Below are 19,853 nucleotides of genomic sequence, written 5' to 3'. Positions count from 1 at the left end.
TCGTGGTGAAATAGCGGTCTATGAATCCCCATTCGTCCAACCCGAACAGCGACGGCACAGTCGGCAACGGTTCGCCGTCGTTCCGGCCGCTGTACCAGCAGATCAAGGCGCTGATCACCCAGAGCCTGCAGGCGGGCGAATGGAAGCCGGGCGAACTGATGCCGAGCGAGGTCGAACTGGCCGCGCGCTTCAAGGTCAGCCAGGGCACGGTGCGCAAGGCCATCGACGAGCTGGCGGCCGAAAACCTGGTCGTGCGCCGGCAAGGGAAGGGCACCTTCGTTGCCACCCACCACGAAGAGCGCGCCCACTTCCGCTTCCTGAAACTGATGCCCGACGAGGGCGTACCCCACCATCCCGACAACCGCGTCATCGAGGTCAAGCGCATCCGCGCCCCGGCCGAGGTCGCCCGTTTGCTCGAGCTGAAGGCGGGCGACGCGGTCGTCTACATCAAGCGCGTGCAGTCCTTCGACGGCGCGCCGACGATCCTGGAAGAGCTGTGGCTGCCGGGGCAACTGTTCAAGGGGCTGACGGCCGAGCGGCTGGTGGAATACAAGGGACCGATGTATGGCCTGTTCGAATCGGAGTTCGGCACGCGCATGATCCGCGCGACCGAAAAGATCCGCGCGGTTGGCGCCGATAGCGCGGCCGCGGAATATCTGGGGGTGAGCGAAGGCACGCCGCTGCTGTGCGCGGAGCGGGTGTCGTTTACTTATGGGGACAAGGCGGTGGAGTTGCGGCGCGGGTTGTATTCGACGGCGAAACATCACTATCAGAATGAGTTGTCGTAACGGTTGAAAGTATGTCGGACGGCGCATTGTCGTGCCGGTTGATCGGATGGCGGCGGTTACCGTACGGCGGGCACTCCGTGCCCACGCGAATGTGTGCATTGTGGCTGCTCTCTTCGACGCGGAACACATGATCATCGGCCAACATTCGCATAAGCGTTTCGTTGGCGCGACGTTTCGCGTGAGCACGGGGTGCCCACCGTACGGGAAGCGCAGCGGGCGCAAGCGCGGCTGTTTTACAGGAATTTGCAAGGCCCAGGTCGGGCCCTGCAACAATCGCTTCACGCGATTAAAATATGTTGGTTTTTAGAATGCGCCGAACAAAACCCTGTTCCCCGCGCGACTGACCGATAATCTGGAAACGGATATTGGTGCGGATCAAAAAATCGGCGAAAATTAAGGGTTAATCACATTTTGTCAGTCAAGGAGGTGTTGTATGTCCGAAGCCATAACAAAGCAGCAAAAGAGGGGACAGCCGATTCGTAATGTCAACATTGGAGACATTACGCTGAAGTATCGCCAGCCGCCGTCGGCGATTGTGTCGATCCTGCACCGTATCAGCGGATTTGGCATGTTCTTGCTGCTGCCTTTCCTGCTCTACCTGCTGCAGGAAAGCCTGCGCTCGGAGATTTCCTTCGCCCATTTCGCCGGGATCGTCGACAACCTGTTCGTCAAGGTCATCCTGCTCGGCCTGTCGTGGGCTTACCTGCACCACTTCACCGCCGGCATCCGCCACCTGTTCATGGATAACCACCTGGCCCTGGACAAGGATGCAGCACAGAAAACCGCACGCTGGGTGCTGGTAATCAGCCTGGCCCTGACCGTCGTCGTCGGCCTGAAACTGTTTGGAGTCTTCTAATCATGGCAAGCAAGAATAATATCGGCCAGCGCCGCCTCGTCGTCGGCGCCCACTACGGCGTGCGCGACTGGCTGGCGCAACGCGTCACCGCCATCCTGATGGTGGTCTACACCGTCATCCTGCTCGGCACCTTCCTGACCGCACAGAACTTCACCTACGAAGGCTGGGCGGCGCTGTTCTCGCGCCAATGGTTCAAGCTGTTCTCGGCAGTCACCTTCTTCGGCCTGTTTTACCACGTGTGGGTCGGCCTGCGTGACATCTGGATGGACTACGTCAAGAACGCCGGCATCAAGCTGTTCCTGCAATGTGCCACCGTGCTCGCACTGCTGGCCTATGCCGTGTGGACTGTGCAAATTCTCTGGAGTGTTTAATCGTGGCAGCATTTAATTCTGCAATCCCTACCCGCCAATTTGACGTCGTCATCGTCGGCGCCGGCGGTTCCGGCCTGCGCGCCGCACTGCAACTGACCGAAGCCGGCCTGAACGTCGCCGTGCTCTCAAAAGTGTTCCCGACCCGTTCGCACACCGTGGCGGCCCAGGGCGGCATTGGCGCCTCGCTCGGCAACATGAGCGAAGACGACTGGTACTGGCACATGTTCGACACCGTCAAGGGTTCGGACTACCTGGGCGACCAGGACGCCATCGAATTCATGTGCCGCGAAGCACCGAAGGTCGTCTACGAGCTCGAACACTTCGGCATGCCGTTCGACCGTAACCCTGACGGCACCATCTACCAGCGTCCGTTCGGCGGCCACACCGCCAACTTCGGCGAAAAGCCGGTGCAGCGCGCCTGCGCCGCGGCCGACCGTACCGGCCACGCCCTGCTGCACACCCTGTACCAGCGCAACGTCCGCTCGCGCACCCACTTCTTCGTCGAATGGCAAGCCCTCGACCTGGTGCGTAACAGCGACGGCGACGTGCTCGGCGTGGTGGCCCTGGAAATGGAAACCGGCGACGTCATGATGCTGCAAGCGAAGACCACCATCTTCGCCACCGGCGGCGCCGGCCGTATCTTTGCCGCCTCGACCAACGCCTTCATCAACACCGGCGACGGCCTGGGCATGGCGGCACGCGCCGGCCTGCCGCTGCAGGACATGGAGTTCTGGCAGTTCCACCCGACCGGCGTGGCCGGCGCGGGCGTGCTGATCACCGAAGGCGTGCGCGGCGAGGGCGGTATCCTGATCAACTCGAACGGCGAACGCTTCATGGAGCGCTATGCGCCGACCCTGAAGGATCTGGCGCCACGCGACTTCGTCTCGCGTTCGATGGACCAGGAAATCAAGGAAGGCCGCGGCGTCGGCCCGAACAAGGACCACGTGCTGCTGGACCTGCGTCACATCGGCGCCGACACCATCAAGAAGCGCCTGCCGTCGATCCTGGAAATCGGCCACAAGTTCGCCAACGTCGACGCGACCAAGGAACCGATTCCTGTCGTCCCGACCATCCACTACCAGATGGGCGGCATCCCGACCAACATTCATGGCCAGGTCGTCGCTCCTGACGGCACCGGCGGCCAGAAGATCGTCAACGGCCTGTACGCGATCGGCGAATGCGCCTGCGTCTCGGTGCACGGCGCGAACCGCCTGGGCACCAACTCGCTGCTCGACCTGGTGGTCTTCGGCCGCGCGGCCGGCAACCACATCGTCGGCCAGAACCTGAAGGCGCAGGGCAACCGCGCGCTGCCGAAGGACTTCGCCGACTACGCCCTGGGCCGCTTGAACGCCCTCGAGAACTCGACCGGCGGCGAGCGCGTGCAGGACGTGGCCAACGCCATCCGCTCGACCATGCAGAAGCACTGCGGCGTGTTCCGTACGCAAGCGCTGATGGACGAAGGCGTCAAGGAAATCATGCAGCTGGACGAGCGCCGCAAGCACATCTCGTTCAAGGACAAGTCGAAGGTGTTCAACACCGCGCGTATCGAAGCGATCGAACTCGACAACCTGATCGAAGTGGCGAAGGCAACCGTCGTCTCGGCAGCGGCCCGCAAGGAATCGCGCGGCGCCCACGCCCACAGCGACTACGAGCAGCGCGACGACGAAAACTGGATGAAGCACACGCTGTTCTTCTCGGAAGGCAACCGCCTGGACTACAAGCCGGTCGTGACCAAGCCGCTGACGGTCGATACCTTCAAACCGAAGCCACGTACCTTCTAATCCACGACAACATATTGATGAGGGCAGGGCACAGGTCCTGTCCCGACTGAATAGGCAAACAAATGGCACGCACAGTCCAACTGAAGATCTACCGCTACGATCCGGACAAGGATACGAAGCCTTACATGCAAGACGTCACCGTCGAACTGAAAGACACCGACAAGATGCTGCTCGACGCGCTGCAGCGCATCAAGTCGGACGTCGACGATTCGCTGGCCCTGCGCCGCTCGTGCCGCGAAGGCGTGTGCGGTTCGGACGCGATGAACATCAACGGCAAGAACGGCCTGGCCTGCACCACCAACCTGAACGAGCTGACCCAGCCGATCGTTCTGCGTCCGCTGCCGGGCCTGCCGGTGGTGCGCGACCTGGTGGTCGACATGACCAACTTCTTCAAGCAGTACCACTCGATCAAGCCGTTCCTGATCAACGACTCGATCAAGCCGGAAAAGGAACGCCTGCAGTCGCCGGAAGAGCGCGAAGAGCTCGACGGCCTGTACGAGTGCATCCTGTGCGCCTGCTGCTCGACCTCGTGCCCGTCGTTCTGGTGGAACCCGGACAAGTTCGTCGGTCCGGCCGGCCTGCTGCAAGCCTACCGCTTCATCGCCGACTCGCGCGACGAAGCCACCAACGAGCGCCTGGACAACCTGGAAGACCCGTACCGCCTGTTCCGCTGCCACTCGATCATGAATTGCACGGACGTGTGCCCGAAGGGCCTGAATCCGAACAAGGCGATCGGCAAGATCAAGGAAATGCTGGTTCGCCGGGCAATTTAAGGTATTGGTTGTAAACGGCGGGCGCCGTAACGCCGGCCGTGAAACAGCGTGGACACAGGTGCCATTCGTGGCCCGGCCCACCCTACAACGTCAACCGTAGGGTGGACGGCTCCGCCGTCCACGCGTTCAACAAACGGTTGAACATGTAGGGTGGGGTAATTGAGGCCAATGGCCTCAATTACGAATGTGCCCACGCGTAAAGCAAGCAATACCGCACGCAAACGGACACATCCGTCCGCGTACGTAAGCAGAACCCGACGAACAACTTACCGTCCGTCCCGTGTCGCAAAAATCGGATATCCTCCGCCTGATTGCGTCCAAAGTATTGCAATAAATACAGTAAAAGTACGGTACTGCCGAATAACGGCAGCCGGAGTATAGTGTTGACCCAACAACGGACTCTAGTGTGGAAACACAGCACAATCCGCAGCAAGCTGCGCATCAATCCGACCCGACCAACCGTGCCCGCCTGCGCTGGCGTGCACGCCGTGGCCTGCTTGAAAACGACCTGATCCTCACGCGCTTCCTCGATGCGCATGAGGAAACCTTGAGCGACGAGGAAGTCGACGCGCTGACCCGCCTGCTGGACCTGGCGGACAATCCGCTGATGGACCTGCTGCTGGGCCGCGCCGAGCCCGAGGGCGAAACCGACCTGCCGCACGTGCGCGCCCTGGTGGCGCGCCTGCGCCAAGCGTGAGCGAATTTCGTATTCGTTTTACATTTTGTAGATCCACTCCCAAGAAGGAAGTGCCATGAATATCTCTGATACCAAAGCCACCCTGTCGTTCTCCGACGGCAGCCCATCGGTCGACATGCCGATTTACAAGGGCACGATCGGCCCGGACGTCATCGACATCCGCAAGCTGTATGGCCAGACTGGCAAATTCACGTACGATCCGGGCTTCATGTCGACTGCCTCGTGCAACTCGAGCATCACCTACATCGACGGCGACAAGGGCGAGCTGCTGTACCGCGGTTTCCCGATCGAGCAACTGGCAGTCAACTGCGACTTCCTGGAAACCTGCTACCTGCTGCTGAACGGCGAACTGCCGAACGCCGAGCAGAAAGCCAAGTTCGAGAACACCGTGACCCGTCACACGATGATTCACGAGCAGATGAACTTCTTCTTCCGTGGCTTCCGCCGCGACGCGCACCCGATGTCGGTCCTGGTCGGCACCGTCGGCGCGCTGGCTTCGTTCTACCACGACTCGCTCGACATCAACGATCCGGAACAGCGTGAAATCTCCGCCATCCGCCTGATCGCCAAGATGCCGACCCTGGTCGCCATGGCATACAAGTACTCGGTCGGCCAGCCGTTCGTGTACCCACGCAACGACCTGTCGTACAGCGCGAACTTCATGCACATGATGTTCTCGAACCCGTGCGAAGAGTACAAGGTCAACGACGTGCTCGTGCGCGCCCTGGACCGCATCCTGATCCTGCACGCAGACCACGAGCAGAACGCATCGACCTCGACCGTCCGCCTGGCCGGTTCGTCGGGCGCGAACCCGTTCGCCTGTATCGCTGCCGGTATCGCCTGCCTGTGGGGCCCTGCCCACGGCGGCGCCAACGAAGCGGCCCTGACCATGCTGAAGGAAATCGGCTCGGTCGAGAACATCCCTGCCTTCATCGAGAAGGTCAAGGACAAGAACTCGGGCGTGAAGCTGATGGGCTTCGGTCACCGCGTGTACAAGAACTTCGACCCGCGCGCCAAGCTGATGCGCGAAACTTGCCACGAAGTGCTGGAAGAACTGGGCCTGCAAGACGACCCGCTGTTCAAGCTGGCCATGGAACTGGAACGCATCGCCCTGGAAGACGAATACTTCGTGTCGCGTAAACTCTACCCGAACGTCGACTTCTACTCGGGCATCGTGCAGTCGGCACTGGGCATCCCGGTCTCGCTGTTCACCGGTATTTTCGCAATGGCCCGTACGATTGGTTGGATTGCGCAGTGGAACGAAATGATTGCCGATCCAGAGCAGAAGATCGGCCGTCCGCGCCAGCTGTTCGTCGGTTCGCCGGTACGCGACGTGCCGTCGATCGACAAGCGTTAATCGGTTTTCGATGTACCCAGGAAGCGGGCTGCGGCCCGCTTTTTTTATTGGCGGTCCGCATGCATTGACGAAACGGGCAGGGTGGTTATACTGGGCCCTTGCGCCTTGTGCGGACGATCTGCCGAACTCTTGGTGGGTTCGAGAATCCACCCTACCGATACCATGAACCATCACAGCACATGCATGCATTGCGGTTCATCCCTGAACGAGGGAGGCGTCTGCACGCCTGGTCGTCACAACTCCGCTTCCCATTTCTCGCCCTCCGCGAAAGACATCGCCTGGCCCTCCCGGGCTCGGTGAGGATCATCCGCCCGGCGCCACGCCGGCCGTCCTCCCGAGCCACTCCATCGTAACGAACCTCGCCCCGATCCGCGGGCGATGGCCATTCATTCGGCCGCACTGGACGCGGCCACATAAGGAGTAACAACATGAGACCGAACATCGTCGTATCGTCGCTGGACATGGAGCGCCTGGAAGCGCTGATCGATTCGCTGCCGGCCGCCCAGGCCGACAACTGCGCCGCCCTGCTGGACGAGCTGGCGCGCGCCGAACTGGTGGAACCCGACGCCATGCCGCCGGACGTGGTGAGCATGAATTCGCGCGTGCGCTTCATTCTCGACGACGCGCCTGAAGCCATTGAGATGACGCTGGCCTACCCGAAGGACGTGAACGGTGCGGCCGACAAGCTGTCGGTGCTCACGCCGATCGGCAATGCACTGCTGGGCCTGAAGGCAGGCGACAGCATCGCCTGGACGCGGCCGGACGGCGCGCCCTGCCAGGTGCGGGTGGTCGAGGTGGTGTACCAGCCCGAGCGCGCGGGCGAACTGCACCGCTAACTAGTTACACTTGCCGCGCAGCTTGGCCACGGCAACGAAAGGCAGGGCGAACAGGCCGCTCAGGAAGAAGGTCGGCTGCCGCTTCAGGCCGTCCGGGTGCAGGCAGTCCGGCACCCTGGCTTCCGAGAACTCGCGCCCGAAACCCTCGTAGGGCGTGGCGGAAATCGTGTCGTTCTCGTAGCGGCGCGGGTTTTCCCAGGTCGTGTCCAGCGTTTCCTTGACCGCCTTGCGGATGGTGTCGTCGCTGATGCGGCTGCGCAGCGTGGCGCCCGGCTGTGGCGGCGGTGTTGCAGCTTGTGCTGCAGGTAGCAATTCGGACTGGACCACAGGCGGCGGTTCGGCACGGGCGGCCAGGGACAGACAGAGCAGGCAGGTAGCGAAAGGGCGCATGAACGGCTCGACAGACGGAACGTTGCCTAATGTACACGAAGTTGGCGGGCCGTGCTGAAATGGCAATCCAGCAAGCATATGGCTGTGTACAATTGCTACTTTCAGTCAACGGAACGTCGCCATGAAACGCCTGCTGCTCGCCTGCTGCCTGCTGTTCTGCTCCCTGGCCGCGCAAGCGGATACCAGCTTGAAGCGCCAGGTCGACGCCTTTGTCGACCGCTGGCACGACGATGCGGCGCATGCGCGTCCCGCCTACTTCGACAAGATCGCCAAGGATGGCATCTACATCGGCACCGACAAGACCGAACGCTGGCGCCGCGACGAGTTCAAGGCCTGGGCGCGGCCTTATTTCAAGGGCAAATCGGCCTGGGCCTTCAAGGCCATCAAGCGCCACGTCTATTCTTCCAGTGACGGCTCCATGGTCTGGTTCGACGAACTGCTCGACACGCAGATGGGCGTGTGCCAGGCCAGCGGCATCATGCGGCGCAAGGGCGACAGCTTCGAGATCGTGCATTACCAACTGTCGATGGCGGTGCCGAACGAGGTTGGCGGCCAGGTGACCAAGCTGATCAAGGATTTCGAGGCCAAGGATGGCTGGAAGGCCAGCAAGCGCTGACAAGGCGCTATGTTATTGTGATGCCCCTCGAGCATGCATTCGGTAACAACAGTGAGCAACACCAGTCCTCGTTCTCGTCCCTACGTGGGCCGCTTCGCCCCATCGCCCACCGGCCCGCTGCACGCCGGTTCGCTGGTGGCGGCGCTGGCCAGCTACCTCGATGCGCGTGCCCACCACGGCGAATGGCTGGTGCGCATCGAAGACATTGACGAAGGCCGCAGCGTGGCCGGCGCCGACCAGGCGATCCTGACATTGCTGACTTCCCTCGGCATGGTGTCGGACCGCGAGGTTGTGTGGCAGAGCCGGCGCAAGCCCCTGTACGAAGCCGCCGCAGAACAGCTCGGCCGGCACGTCTATCCCTGCGGCTGCAACCGCCGCGAGATCCTCGATTCGCGCCTGGGCGTGGCGCCGGACGGGGCGGCGATCTATCCGGGCACCTGCCGCCATGGCCTGGCGCCGGGGCGCAGCATGCGCAGCCTGCGCCTGCGCGTGCCTGACGAAGGCGTGGACGCCATCACCTTCACCGACCGCTTCATGGGCACGCTGACCCAGCACCTGGCCCTGGATTCCGGCGACTTCGTCCTGAAGCGCGCCGACGGCTACTGGGCCTATCAACTGGCGGTGGTGGTCGACGATGCCGACCAGGGCGTGACCGATATCGTGCGCGGCGCCGACCTCATCGACTCGACGGCGCGCCAGATCTACCTGCAAACCCTGCTCGGGGTGCCGACGCCGCGCTACCTGCATGTGCCGGTGGTGCGCAACGCCGATGGCGAAAAGCTGTCGAAGCAGACCGGCGCGCTCGCCGTGCAGCCGGGCGACGAGCCGGCCGCTATTCAGGCGCTGCTCGATGCCGCGCGCTTCCTCGGCCTGCATGTGAATCGCCCCGACTCGCTCGCCAGCTTCTGGCGTGCGGCGATTCCCGCCTGGTCAGCCATGCTGGCCGAGCGGGAGGGGCGTGCTCCTCAAGCCGGTTAAGCCCGGCGGCGGCGCGTCATCATCCCCAGGCCGGCCAGGCCCATCCCCAGCATGCCCCAGGTGGCCGGTTCCGGAATCGGCGCCGCCACCAGGAAGCCGCGGATTTCGCCGGCCGGGTATTGCGAGGTGTGGATGTTGAGGTAAGCCTCGTTCGAGGCGATGGCCTCGATCAGCGCGGCGCCGGCCGAGGCCGGGGTGCCGCCAAAGGCCGCCAGGAAGGCCGGGTCGTAGATGGTGGCGTCGCTCAGGTCGAACGATGCGCTATAGCTGCCCGACGTGACCCCCAGCGGGAAATCGGTGAAGGGGATCGCGATCGGCGCCACGCCGGTGAACGCGGCCGTGGTGCAGCAGTGGATGTGGGCCATCGTGGTGCCGGACAACAGGTCGCGGAAGGGCACGTCGGCGGTCATGATGTCGCCTTCGATGTCGAAGGTGGCGACGCTGGAGCCAGGCGAGCCGTTCGGCGGGCTTTCGGCCGGTCCGCTGGCGACGGCCCGGATGATGCCGTCCTGGGCCTGCGCCAGGGCTGGCGCGCAGGCCGCGGCGGCGGCCAGGGCAAGAATGGACAAGCTGCGTTTCATGGTATACCTCCTGATCAGGAAAGAAACCAGCGCGTCACGGCGTGACGCTGCGCAAAAAACTAGCACGTTGGCTCGTGGGTATACACACGGTACGGATGGGCAAAGGCTGCTGAGCAATAAGAGCAGGTCCGGGTGCTATCTCGTCGGGAAAAGTTCGCGGAATATGATTCAGCTACGGGGCATACGCCACAAAAATCGAATCATTTTTGCAACAAGCGATGCGGACTATTTTTTCTTCTGGATGGTGATCTCGCCATCGGCCTCGAGGAAGGCGCATCCCATGTCCGAGCGCTCGCAATCGGCGGCGCGCAGGGCCTGGTCCAGGTCTTCGGCGGTGATGCGGCAGCGCTGCACCACCTTGTCGAAGAAGACGCCATCGCGCCCGATCAGGACCGCTGTGCCGTCCAGCAGCACCGACATGCGCCGGCTATAGGCCGATATCATCGCCACCGCCGTGTTCAGCACGATGAGCGTGGCGGCGATGATCAAACCACCGCTCAGGGAATCGTCGCCGCCCGAGAGCGAATTCGACACCGCTTCCGACAGCAGCATCACGACCAGCAGGTCGAAGGGCGTGAATTGTCCCACGGTGCGCCGGCCCGAGATGCGCACCATCAACAGCAGGACCAGGTAGACCACCGCCCCGCGCACGATGAACTCCCACCACGGCAGATCCATGTCGAACATCGCCACCCCCGAATGCACGTTGATGGGGCGATTCTAATTATTTTATTAACAGTGTGCCGCTCGGTTCGACGCGGCAAACACGTCATTCGCGGTGGTAGCTGCGCATGCGGAACACCATCGTCCCTTTGCTGCGTTCGCAGAAGCCGCTCATGGTTTCACCCGGTGCGAGGGTCCGGCTCAGGCGCGTGCCGGGTTGCTTGCCGGCGCAGGCTGCGTGCAGTTCGTCGGGGATGGCGGGCAGGGGCGGCGGCGCGGGTGGCGCAGGTGGCGCCGGGACGGCCGGTTCCGCAGGTGCGGCAGGGGCAGCCGGTGGCGCCGGAGGCAGGGGCGCCATGGCCAGCCCATGGGCATGTGGTGGAGGCGGCGGTGCGGGCCTGGCGGGCGGCGCGGGCGGGGCCGGGGGCGCCGGTGGCGGTGGCATCTCGGCGCAGGGGCCGGTCTTGGCCGGCTTGCATTCGATGTGGACGCCGGCATGGCTGGCGCCGGCGCAAGACAGCAAGGCAAGCAGGATGATCGAACGTGGCTGGAACATGGTTTCTCCTTGGGTGATGAAGCGACCACCTCATCCTGCCTGCGCAATGTGGAGAAAAAATGGAGCTTACAGGTCGTAGCGGTAGCCCAGCCCGTAGATCGAGCGGATCGGCTCCAGGCCGGGCGCGGCGGCATCGATCTTGCGGCGCAGGTTTTTCACGTGGCTGTCGATGGCGCGCTCGGTCACGTCCAGGTCGTCCTGGCGCAGCAGGTCCAGCAAATGCGCGCGCGTGAACACCTGGCCCGGACGCCGCGCCAGCGCCGCCAGCACCTCGAATTCGCTGGGCGTGAGGGCCAGCGCCTGGCCGTGCACCAGTGCGCGCCGTGCATCGATGTCGACAACCAGGGCCGGCGCCGGCGCGTAGTTCGACATGGCCGCGCGGCGCAGGATGGCCTTGATCCGGGCCACCAGTTCGCGCGGGCTGAAGGGCTTGCACAGGTAGTCGTCGGCGCCCGCCTCCAGGCCGAGCAGGCGGTCGATTTCCTCCACGCGCGCGGTCACCATGATGACCGGCACCTGCGAGAATGCGCGCAAGGCGCGGCACAGGGCCAGGCCGTCCAGGCCGGGCAGCATCAGGTCGAGCACCACCAGGGCTGGCGGCGCGCGGCGGATCGCGTCCAGCGCCACTGCGCCATCGTGGAAGACTTCGGGCTCGTAGCCCGCGGCGCGCACATAGTCGGCGACCAGCGCCGCCAGTTCCGGCTCGTCCTCGACGATGCAGATGCGGTTCATGCCGCCTCCAGCGGCAGGGTGATCGTCACGCGCAGGCCTTTCAGGGGCGAGTGCGCAAAGCCCAGCGTGCCGCCCTGGGCTTCGACCAGGCGCCGGCACAAGGCCAGGCCCAGGCCCGCGCCGCCGCCGGCGCGGCTGCGCGAGGCATCGACCCGGTAGAAGCGCTCGCCCAGGCGCGCCAGCGCGTCGTCGGGCACGCCGGGCGCGCTGTCGTCGACGGCGAGCACCAGGCGGCGGCCGGCCGTCTGCGCCGACAGCGCCACGCGCCCGCCGGCGCCTGTATAGCGCAGGCTGTTCTCCAGCAGGTTGCGCAGCACCTGGCGCATGCGGTCGGGGTCGGCGACTACCAGCGTATTCGACGGTGGCGGCTGCAGGTCGAGCGCCAGGCCGGCAGCGGCGAAGCGGTTGCCGAAGCCGGTGGCTTCTTCCTCGGCCAGCGCCCACAGGTCGACGCGCTCCTGCCTGCATTCGAGTGCGCCGACGTCGGCCCGCGCTAGCGCGTACAGTTCGTCGATCAGGCGGTTCAGGGCCAGCACCTGGCGCAGCATGGCGGCGACGTGCTCCGGGTCGGCCTGGCGCACGCCGTCCTGGATCGCTTCCAGCTGCGCGCGCAGCACGGCCAGCGGCGTGCGCAGTTCGTGCGAGGTGTCCGCTACCCACTGGCGGCGCGAACGCTCGGCGTCGTCCAGGCGCGCCGCCAGCAGGTTGAAGTGGTGGGCCAGTTCGCCCAGTTCGTCGCTGCGTTCGACCGCCAGGCGCGTGTCGAAGCGGCCCTCGGCCAGTGCCTGCGCACCTAGGGCCAGGCGGCCGATCGGGCGCCGGAAGTGCAGCGCCAGCAGGCTGGCCGCCAGGGCGCTGAGCAGCACGCCCGCGCCGACAATCGGCCACAGGCTGGCGCTCAGGCCTTCGAGGAAAGCGTAGGCCAGGGCGTCGGTCGGCCCCTGGCTGCGCGCGACCGCCAGGTAGCCGACGGTGCGGCCATCGGCCAGGATGGGACGGCGCACCAGCGGCAGCGCACCGGGCGGACGGCCCGCGAGCCAGGCGCCGCTGTCGTCGAGCAGGGTGACACGGTCCTGCAGGCTTGCGCTGCCTGGCGCGGGCGGCGGCAGGGGCGGCAGCGGCGCGGCGGGCGGCGCGGGCGGGGCCGGTGCAGGAGGCGAGGGTGGCGCGACGGGTTCCATGCGAGACGCAGGCGCTGCAAGCGAAGCGGGAGCAGCCGGCAATGCAGGCGCGGCAGGTGCGGCGGGAGCAGCCGGCAAGGCGGGGGCGGCCGGTGCAGCTGGTGCAGCTAGTGCGATGGCGGCGCTGCGGACCTCCTGCAAACGCGCCAGCTCGTCGCGCAGCCAGGCGCGGCGCGCCGTATCGCGCCGCGGCACGAAGCGCCAGCCGCCGGCCGCGGCATAACGGCGCGCCAGCTCGTTCGACAATCCCTCCAGCCGGTCGAGTTCGATCTGCACCGCGTAATCGCCGAAGCCTTCCAGCACGGTCTGGCGCAGCAGCCAGACGGCGCTCGCCGTCACGGCCAGGATGGCCAGCAGGACCGAGAGGAATAGACGCAGGCCGATCGAGATCTTCAAGACAGAGCCGTATCAGGAGTGAAAGCAGGCCATTCTAGGCCATCGCTTGGGCACTGGACAAAAAAAACGCCCTGCGCCGCGAGGGCGAGGGCGTCAAACCAGCAAGGAGCTTGCTGTACTTGTAAAGCGTGAAGTCGCTTAGAAACGGAAGTTCGCCGTCAGGCTGGCCGAACGCGGCGTGCCCGGGGTGTAGCGGTAGCCGCTCTTGTTGATGTTGGCCACATACTCCTCGTCGCCCAGGTTGTACACGTTCAAACGCAGGTCGATGTTGTTGGTGATGGCGTACGAGGCCATGGCGTCGAAGACCCAGTACGACTTCGTGTAGGCCGGGGTGCCGACGGCGCCGTCGGTGCCGCGCAGCAGACCGTCGTTGAAGCGCGCGCCGCCGCCGATCTTGACGCCCATCGGCAGTTGGTACGAGGTCCACAGGTTGAACGACTGCTTCGGCGTATAGGTCAAGGAATTATCGCCATTGGCGGTGAGCAGGCGGCCCGACTCGATGCTGGTGTCCATGTAGGTGTAGCCTGCGCTGACCAGCCAGTTGCGCGCCAGTTCGCCGGTCACGCCCAGCTCCACGCCCTGCACCTGCTTCTTGCCGGTCTGCGACCAGGTCAGGTCGACCGGGTCCTGCTCGACTTCGTTCTTCACTTCGGTGCGGTACAGCGCTGCGGAGAGGCCCAGCTTGCCCTTGAACAGGTCGAGCTTGCCGCCGAGTTCATAGGTCAGGGTTTCCTGCGGATCGTAGATCGGGTTCTGGGCGCTGTTGACGTTACCCGAGACCGTGAAGTTCGAACCCGGCGGCAGCTTCGAGCTGGCGGCCAGCGCGTACACGCTGCTGTAGGCGGTCGGCTTGTACAGCACCGACAGCTTGCCGTTGTAGACCGTGTCGCCGATGCTGAAGTGGGTCGGCGTGAGGGTGGTCACGTTGTTCGCCGTGGCCGCCGTCACCGCGGTGTAGTCGCCGCTGAAGTGGTCGGCGCGGATGCCGCCGTTGACGATCCAGTTCTCGCCGATCTTGATGGTATCGAAGACGTAGGCGCTCTGGGTGTCGATCTCGCCTTCGTTGAAGGCGCCGGTGCGGCGCGGCGCCAGGCCGCTGACGGCGACGCCGGCGTCCGGGTTGTACAGGTTCGCGGCCGGCAGGGTGCCGAGGCCGGTGAGACCATAGGTGATCTGCTTTTCGCTGGTGAACTCGATACCGGTCACCAGGGTGTGACGCAGCGAGCCGGTGTCGAACATCGAGGTCAGCGCGGTCTGGTTGGTCAGGATCTTGTTTTCCTGGTCCTTCACGGTGCGGGTGTTGCGCACCAGGGTCCAGGTGGACGGGTCGGCGCGGTTCACCAGCGTGACGTTGGCGCCGCTGGCCAGGAAGGCCGACAGCAGGTAGTCCTGGCTGGTGCGGCCATAGCGCGAGATGCTGTGCAGCCTGAAGTTCGGCGAGAAGTCGTGCTCGACGCGCACGGTCGCCATGTCGGCCTTGACCTTGTCGTAGTCGCCCTTCGAGCCATAGAAATTCTTCGGATCGACGGCCGGGGCGGTCGACAGTTCCGGCTTATTGACGCGGTCCGGGCTGGTGTAGCCGGGCAGGCCGACGGTCGGCACGCCGCCGTCCGGAATGTTGTCCTGGTTGACGTGCAGGTAGTCGAGCACCACGCGGGTCGGGCCGTTCAGGCCGAAGCCGATGCTCGGCGCCACCGCCCAGCGCTTGTCGGTGACCACGTCGCGCGCGGCGCGGCCGGAATCCTGGGCCATCACGTTGATGCGCGCCGCGATGCCGCGCTCGGCGTTGATGACGCGGTTGACGTCGGCCGTGACGCGCTTCTGCTCCGCGCTGCCGCCCGTGAGCGAAACGCTCGAGATGTCGTCGAGGCGGGCCTTTTTCGTGACCAGGTTCACCGAACCGGTCGGCGAGCTGCGGCCGTTGTCGGTTCCGGCAGGGCCCTTCACGACGTCGATCTGTTCCAAGTTGAAGACGTCGCGCGAGATCGAGCCGACGTCGCGCACGCCGTCGACATAGATGCTGCCCGAGCTGTCGAAGCCGCGCATGAAGATGGCGTCGCCGGTGTTCGTGTTGCCGTTTTCGCCGAGGAAGAAGGCGCCGACGCCGGGCGTGTTGCGCAGTGCTTCGGTCAGGGTCAGGGCGCCTTGCTGCTCGATCAGTTCCTTCTTGATGACCTGCACGGTCTGCGCGGTGTCGACCAGCTTTTCGGTGTACTTCGGCGAGGAGGCGCGTTCGGCCTTGAAGTCGTTCTCGGTCTTGCCGACCACTTCCACCTTCGACACGGGCAGGGCGGAAACGTCGTCCGGCGCCGGCGGCACGGTATCGGCAGCCTGGGCCGCAAGCGGCAGCAGCATGGTCGCCAGCGCGGCGCTCATGTGTTGTTGAAAACGGCTGTGCCCGTGCTTGCGGCTCTTGATTGCTTGCATGTCTGTTCCTGTTCTTCTCTCGGTTTTTATGGAAGCGCCATCAGGGGAATGAGGCGCGGTTTTGTGCACTGGTCAACATTCTAGTAAGCATTTTTACATTTGTAAATGAGAATTGTTATCATTCGCGTTCGCATGGTTGAGTATTTACCCGGCACGGGCAAAAAGTCTTGTGTCAGGACAGGCGCGCAGCGAAACGCGGAGATGGGAGCGTGGTAGAAGTGCAACAACAGGTGTGGATGCCTGGCCGCTAACTCGTTTGTCAGGAGGGCAACAATTTCGTACACTCAGCCGTGCGGCCGGCCTGCGATCCGGGCCGTTTGGTAGCCAAGGCATCTCGCCGGCGCCAGCTCTTCGGAAACAACGACGCACACGATGACATCGAATCGACAAACACTCTGGCGGGCCGGCAAATGATGATCGTTCCCAGCTTCTGGGCAGAAGCCCGGGCGCAATATCGCCGCAAGGGCAAGCAGATCACTGTCAGGCGTTTCGGCTGGTCCGACGCCAGCCAGGACGATGCGCAGCACAATGCCCAGCGGCGTGTCGACGCAGCGCTGGCGCGTGCCGTCGCCGGCGAAACCTTGCCGCGACGCGAGCGCAAAGTGCCGTACAACGGCGGCGACGGGTTACCGATCCGGGAGGAGGTGGTCGACCGCGTCGGCGAGACCGTCATCACCCGCAACGCCTACGGCGCACGCTGCATCAATACGCCGAACGTGCTGTTCGTCGATATCGATTTCAATGTCGGCCCTGGCAAGCGCACGGTCTGGGGCAGCGCGCTGTTCCTGCTCGCAGCCGGTGCGGTGATGCTGTATCTGATGGCGGCAGCCGGCAAGGGCCCTGGCAGCCTGCTGGCCGCGGCTGTGATCGGCGTGCTGCTGACCCTGGTGTTGTCGTTCCCCATTGCGAACCGTGCCCATCGCCTGGCCGTCCAGGCCCGGGGTGGTCCGGAGGCGGTGGCGCGCGCAAACATCCTGCGCTTCATGGGCACGCGTCCGGATTGGCTGGTCCATCTCTACCGAACGCCCGCCGGCTTGCGCCTGCTCGCTACCCATCGCCTGTTCGATCCGCTGGAAGCCGAGGTGGCCGAGTGTTTCCGGGCATTGGCGGCTGATCCAGTGTACGCGGCCATGTGCCTGAACCAGCACTGCTTCAGGGCACGCGTGTCTGCCAAACCCTGGCGCATCGGCATCGGAGACCATACCCGGCCCGGCCCGGCACCTGGCCGGTCTCGCCCGAGCGGCTGCCGGAGCGGCGTGCGTGGCTGGAGCGCTATGACCACGCCGCCGCAGGGTTTGCCGCCTGCCGTTTTATCGAGTCGCTCGGCAAGGGCGCCAGCGTTCCGGCCGCGCAAGCGGTGCGGCAGCTGCACGATGAACTGTGCCGGGCCCACACCAAATTGCCCATCGCCTGAACGGACCCATTGCAGCGGCTGATCGTGCCGCTTGCTCGGCTTCTACGCGAGCGCGGCGGCGAGTATGCGATCCATCTCCGGCCCCGCATCTTCGCAATTGGCCAGGTGGATGATCGACGTACGGCTTTGCGGTAGCCGGACAATCAAGGTGTTGAAGCCCCACAGGCCACCGCTATGGAACACGACGTCCTGGCCGAACCTGTGCGTCAGTTCCAACCCGAACCGGTAGTCAGGCACCGTGCCGTCCAGGAAGGGAGAACGTTGCAGCATGGCGTGCAGCAGGCTCGACTTGTCGGACCACTGGCGGTGCCATTCCACTTCCCAACGCAACAAATCGGCGATGCTGCCGTAGATGCCGCCATCGCCGACCGTGTTGGCGTTACCCAGGTGCTGTTTGTAGCCGAAGGGGCGGGACGGGTCCACGTCGTAGCTGAACACGCGATGTGCAATCACATTGAACCGGTCGTCATCAAAGCCCAGGCGATGGATACCGAGCGGCTCGAACAGGATCTTCCTGGCGTACTTCGTCAGCGATAGCCCGCTCAGGCGTTCAACCAGCGCGGCAAGCAGGATGTAGTTGCTGTTGCTGTAACGGTGCCCGGTCTGTGCCGGACACTCGACCGTGTCCATGCGGGCAATCAGTTGCAGGATGGTGTCGTTGTTGAAGTAGTCGGCTTCATGGCGCCCCAGTTGGCATTGCAGGAACTGGAAATAATCCGGAATGCCGCTGCTGTGATTCAGCAGGCTTCGTAACGGGAAAGCCTGTTCGAATCGTGCCAGCTCGGGCAGATGAGGGCATACGTCGTCATCGAGGCCGATCAGGCCGTCACGCACCAGGGCCATGATGCACGCGGCCGTGAACTGCTTCGATTCCGATGCGAGGTAATAGGCCGAGTCGCGCGACAAGGGCACATTCAGTTCGAGAGAAGCCAACCCGTGGTGGCGTTCGAATACGGTTTCTCCATCGCGCAGGATGGCTACGCTGAAACCCGGGCCGTGTGACGGCAAGCGCGCTGCCAGTTGTTCATAATAATTCCAGAGTTCTTGCACAGGGCCCCGGCTTGTTTGTTGAGGAAAGCTGAGATTGTATGCGCCGGATGCGCATTTGGTATCAAAGAAATAATCTGGCGATGACCGTTATGGCTCAATTGCAAACGCTACAATCGTTCGCAATCGGCACCAGTACAGGGGATCAAGCGTATGCATAGCGAGTTCGTCACTTGTGTTCCATACCTGCATACGGAGCGACTCGTGCTGCGTGAATATCAACGGCAGGACTTCGCCGCATTTGCAGCGCATCTCGCCGATCCTGTCAGCGCGGCCCACCTGGGTTCGGCCGACCGGCATGCGGCGTGGCGAATCTTCTGTTCACAGGCAGGACTATGGCTCATCGATGGCGCCGGATGGTGGGCTGTCGAGGAAAAGGAAACGGGTCAAGTCGTCGGGACTGTTGGTGCGTTTTTTCGCGAGGAATCCACGGTGATGGAGCTAGGCTGGAATACCTATCGTGCGTTCTGGGGCCGGGGATTCGCAAACGAAGCGGCGGCAGCAGCGCTGGATTATGCGCTTGACATCCGAGGTGAACCCACAGTCCGGGCGCTCATCGCATCAAGCAATGCATCGTCGCTGCGCGTTGCCAGGCGCCTCGGCCTGATGTATGAAGCGGAGACTGAGATATACGGCAAAGCGGTCGGCATTTACACGCTTAAGCGGGAAGGCTCGCTTGTATAGGTTTGCTGGGATACACGGGACGCTAATAAAAGATCGCCATAAAACAATAAGGTCTACTACAACAAGCACGGCCTGCAGCGAGTTGGCGATTGGTCCAGGTAACAACCAGAACGTATACTGGATCATGCCGACCGCCCACTATCGGCCAATGGCGGACGTTCAATCGTCACCTCAAGTTATTCGAGGACGGACAACGATCGGCGTTCTGTTAACCTGAATGGAGATCATGCAGTCGTATGATTCAATTCTGTTTCACCATTGAAATGGTTTAGAAAATCACCAGATTAATCGCTGTACAGCCATTCCCATGAAAAAGCTGAATCCTGCGATCGAAAATATATGCATGAAGGCGTAGACCGGGCTAAATCAGTGGCCTATACCGTTTGCCTGTGTGCTGTACATGAACGGCAAAGCGGTCGGTACGTGACAGCATTTAAACGAAAGTGATCTTCTCAGTGGATGACGAAAACAAAGAGCCTTCCTCGAATGCGATTCTTGAGCGGCGGCCCTGGAAAGAGCGATATCGCTGGCTCGCCGTACTGATGATGGCCGCATTTGCGGGCATGGGGCCGGCACCACCACCGAAACCAGCACGAGCACTATCGGAATATTCGCAGATTGCCGAGGATCCAGACGGGCTGAAGCTGGATCCTGAACTGCATTTTGTGCAGAATGGGCTTGATAGGGACGAATCAAGCATGGACGCGTAACGATGACGTATCTGGAAAT

Annotated in this window: 21 protein-coding genes; 13 read left to right on the top strand and 8 right to left on the bottom strand. The window is 63.6% G+C overall.

All coding sequences use genetic code 11. The features are described from left to right. Positions 1-20: 20 nt before the first annotated feature. The 8 genes from ACWYRN_RS02200 to rnk all read left to right on the top strand — a co-directional run bounded on the left by ACWYRN_RS02200 (position 21) and on the right by rnk (position 7,459). A complete protein-coding gene (locus ACWYRN_RS02200) occupies positions 21-788 on the top strand; it encodes a GntR family transcriptional regulator (protein ID WP_488690933.1) in 768 nt (255 codons plus the stop codon). 433 nt (positions 789-1,221) lie between these two features. Beyond that, the gene (sdhC, locus tag ACWYRN_RS02195; RefSeq protein WP_229438966.1) at positions 1,222-1,644 is read left to right on the top strand and encodes a succinate dehydrogenase, cytochrome b556 subunit; all 423 of its coding nucleotides are present in this window, start codon (positions 1,222-1,224) and stop codon (positions 1,642-1,644) included. Between the two features lie 2 nt (positions 1,645-1,646). After that, the gene (gene sdhD, locus ACWYRN_RS02190) at positions 1,647-2,015 is read left to right on the top strand and encodes a succinate dehydrogenase, hydrophobic membrane anchor protein (protein ID WP_229438967.1); all 369 of its coding nucleotides are present in this window, start codon (positions 1,647-1,649) and stop codon (positions 2,013-2,015) included. Positions 2,016-2,017: 2 nt separating this feature from the next. After that, positions 2,018-3,796: a succinate dehydrogenase flavoprotein subunit gene (gene sdhA, locus ACWYRN_RS02185; protein WP_229438968.1), complete on the top strand. Its 1,779-nt coding sequence runs from the start codon at positions 2,018-2,020 to the stop codon at positions 3,794-3,796. 62 nt (positions 3,797-3,858) lie between these two features. Then, positions 3,859-4,569 (top strand): succinate dehydrogenase iron-sulfur subunit, encoded by a 711-nt coding sequence (locus ACWYRN_RS02180; RefSeq protein ID WP_229438969.1) that lies wholly within the window; start codon positions 3,859-3,861, stop codon positions 4,567-4,569. A 406-nt stretch (positions 4,570-4,975) separates the two neighbouring features. Next, the gene (locus tag ACWYRN_RS02175; protein ID WP_229438970.1) at positions 4,976-5,266 is read left to right on the top strand and encodes an FAD assembly factor SdhE; all 291 of its coding nucleotides are present in this window, start codon (positions 4,976-4,978) and stop codon (positions 5,264-5,266) included. A 55-nt stretch (positions 5,267-5,321) separates the two neighbouring features. Beyond that, complete coding sequence (gene gltA, locus ACWYRN_RS02170; protein WP_229438971.1) at positions 5,322-6,623, top strand: citrate synthase; 1,302 nt, start codon at positions 5,322-5,324, stop codon at positions 6,621-6,623. A gap of 428 nt (positions 6,624-7,051) precedes the next feature. Further along, positions 7,052-7,459, top strand: a complete 408-nt coding sequence (rnk, locus tag ACWYRN_RS02165) for a nucleoside diphosphate kinase regulator (protein WP_488690932.1) — start codon at positions 7,052-7,054, stop codon at positions 7,457-7,459. Here rnk and ACWYRN_RS02160 read toward each other — a convergent pair whose 3' ends face one another. Further along, the gene (locus ACWYRN_RS02160; RefSeq protein WP_488690931.1) at positions 7,460-7,849 is read right to left on the bottom strand and encodes a hypothetical protein; all 390 of its coding nucleotides are present in this window, start codon (positions 7,847-7,849) and stop codon (positions 7,460-7,462) included. It abuts the gene before it with no gap. Positions 7,850-7,970: 121 nt separating this feature from the next. Between ACWYRN_RS02160 and ACWYRN_RS02155 the strand changes: the two genes are divergently transcribed. Further along, entirely contained in the window at positions 7,971-8,465 is a 495-nt protein-coding gene (locus ACWYRN_RS02155) for a nuclear transport factor 2 family protein (protein ID WP_488690930.1), read from the top strand. A gap of 51 nt (positions 8,466-8,516) precedes the next feature. Next, positions 8,517-9,443, top strand: coding sequence for a tRNA glutamyl-Q(34) synthetase GluQRS (gene gluQRS, locus ACWYRN_RS02150; protein ID WP_488690929.1), 927 nt, complete (start codon positions 8,517-8,519; stop codon positions 9,441-9,443). Here the strand turns inward: gluQRS and ACWYRN_RS02145 are convergent. From ACWYRN_RS02145 to ACWYRN_RS02120, 6 genes are all read right to left on the bottom strand, one after another. After that, the gene (locus ACWYRN_RS02145; RefSeq protein ID WP_488690928.1) at positions 9,440-10,024 is read right to left on the bottom strand and encodes a CHRD domain-containing protein; all 585 of its coding nucleotides are present in this window, start codon (positions 10,022-10,024) and stop codon (positions 9,440-9,442) included. The genes gluQRS and ACWYRN_RS02145 overlap by 4 nt on opposite strands. Before the next feature lie 225 nt (positions 10,025-10,249). Beyond that, positions 10,250-10,711: a DUF421 domain-containing protein gene (locus ACWYRN_RS02140; protein ID WP_488690927.1), complete on the bottom strand. Its 462-nt coding sequence runs from the start codon at positions 10,709-10,711 to the stop codon at positions 10,250-10,252. A gap of 82 nt (positions 10,712-10,793) precedes the next feature. Further along, entirely contained in the window at positions 10,794-11,243 is a 450-nt protein-coding gene (locus ACWYRN_RS02135) for a hypothetical protein (protein WP_488690926.1), read from the bottom strand. Between the two features lie 66 nt (positions 11,244-11,309). After that, entirely contained in the window at positions 11,310-11,975 is a 666-nt protein-coding gene (locus tag ACWYRN_RS02130; protein ID WP_488690925.1) for a response regulator, read from the bottom strand. Then, complete coding sequence (locus tag ACWYRN_RS02125; protein WP_488690924.1) at positions 11,972-13,552, bottom strand: ATP-binding protein; 1,581 nt, start codon at positions 13,550-13,552, stop codon at positions 11,972-11,974. Before ACWYRN_RS02125 ends, ACWYRN_RS02130 begins: the two co-directional genes overlap by 4 nt. A 138-nt stretch (positions 13,553-13,690) precedes the next feature. Further along, positions 13,691-15,979, bottom strand: coding sequence for a catecholate siderophore receptor Fiu (locus ACWYRN_RS02120; protein ID WP_488690923.1), 2,289 nt, complete (start codon positions 15,977-15,979; stop codon positions 13,691-13,693). Positions 15,980-16,389: 410 nt separating this feature from the next. Here ACWYRN_RS02120 and ACWYRN_RS02115 point away from each other — a divergent pair, with 410 nt between their 5' ends. Beyond that, on the top strand, positions 16,390-17,415 hold the full coding sequence (locus tag ACWYRN_RS02115) for a hypothetical protein (RefSeq protein WP_488690922.1): 1,026 nt from the start codon (positions 16,390-16,392) through the stop codon (positions 17,413-17,415). A gap of 20 nt (positions 17,416-17,435) precedes the next feature. Here the strand turns inward: ACWYRN_RS02115 and ACWYRN_RS02110 are convergent, their stop codons facing one another. Beyond that, entirely contained in the window at positions 17,436-18,443 is a 1,008-nt protein-coding gene (locus tag ACWYRN_RS02110; RefSeq protein ID WP_488690921.1) for a serine hydrolase domain-containing protein, read from the bottom strand. A 150-nt stretch (positions 18,444-18,593) separates the two neighbouring features. Here ACWYRN_RS02110 and ACWYRN_RS02105 point away from each other — a divergent pair, with 150 nt between their 5' ends. Continuing rightward, positions 18,594-19,124, top strand: a complete 531-nt coding sequence (locus ACWYRN_RS02105; RefSeq protein ID WP_488690920.1) for a GNAT family N-acetyltransferase — start codon at positions 18,594-18,596, stop codon at positions 19,122-19,124. Between the two features lie 455 nt (positions 19,125-19,579). Further along, on the top strand, positions 19,580-19,834 hold the full coding sequence (locus ACWYRN_RS02100) for a hypothetical protein (protein ID WP_229438713.1): 255 nt from the start codon (positions 19,580-19,582) through the stop codon (positions 19,832-19,834). Positions 19,835-19,853 lie beyond the last annotated feature (19 nt).

It is taken from the genome of Massilia sp. BAP21 (assembly GCF_057801335.1).
This window is presented reverse-complemented; position numbering and strand designations above follow the sequence as displayed.